This window comes from Anaerotignum sp. (genome assembly GCF_031981185.1).
Classification (GTDB): Bacteria; Bacillota; Clostridia; order Lachnospirales; family Anaerotignaceae; genus Chakrabartyella.
Map to the genome: position 1 here is coordinate 2,024 of NZ_DALYUL010000054.1, position 675 is coordinate 2,698.

The window sequence follows — 675 nt, forward strand, 5'->3', positions numbered from 1 at the left end:
TTTTAGCGAACTACACAGTACATGGGCTAGAAATGTACTCATTGCAGAAAATAGAGTAAGAAATCGTTTTTGATTATTTAAGATTTTTATTTGCAAATCAAACAGATATGACACGAAAATGCAATCATATCTATTTACAATTTGACAATCTCTGTTTATAATAAAGAATGAGCAACTATACTAGGAGGTTATACTCGATGCCAATAAAATGCAGGCTATCAATACTGATGGGTGAAAATAAATATAATATGCAAGATGTACATTTGAAAACAGGCCTATCTCGAGCAACGGTTTCAAATTTATATCACGATAAAATGGAGAGAATTGACTATTCTACTTTAAGCAAGCTGTGTGAGTTATTCAAATGTAATGTTGGTGAGTTATTAGAGTATTACAATGAAGATTAGTTTAAAACAGAGCAATTTGGAAGGAGGTGTTTGTTTTGTGGTGTAAGAATTGTAGCAGAGAAACAGAAAATGAATTGTGTGAAATGTGCGGAAACAAAACCGAAGAAGATATTCCGGTTGAAATCTATTGGTGTGAAGATTGCAAAACACCTATAATCAAACCTACTAATAGCATAGATAAAAATATTTGCACTATATGTGGCAAAGAAACTAGATACATGTGCTCTGATTTGCGCCCCGTGTTTCCAGAAGAAAGATTGCTTATTGA

General features: G+C 32.6%; 1 protein-coding gene and 1 pseudogene. Both read left to right on the plus strand.

The window, feature by feature from the left end; translation table 11 throughout:
• Positions 1–197: 197 nt before the first annotated feature.
• Positions 198–407, plus strand: a complete 210-nt coding sequence (locus RTK36_RS16285; RefSeq protein WP_312048271.1) for a helix-turn-helix domain-containing protein — start codon at positions 198–200, stop codon at positions 405–407.
• 35 nt (positions 408–442) lie between these two features.
• A pseudogene (locus tag RTK36_RS16290) lies at positions 443–675 on the plus strand (hypothetical protein); the annotation flags it as partial.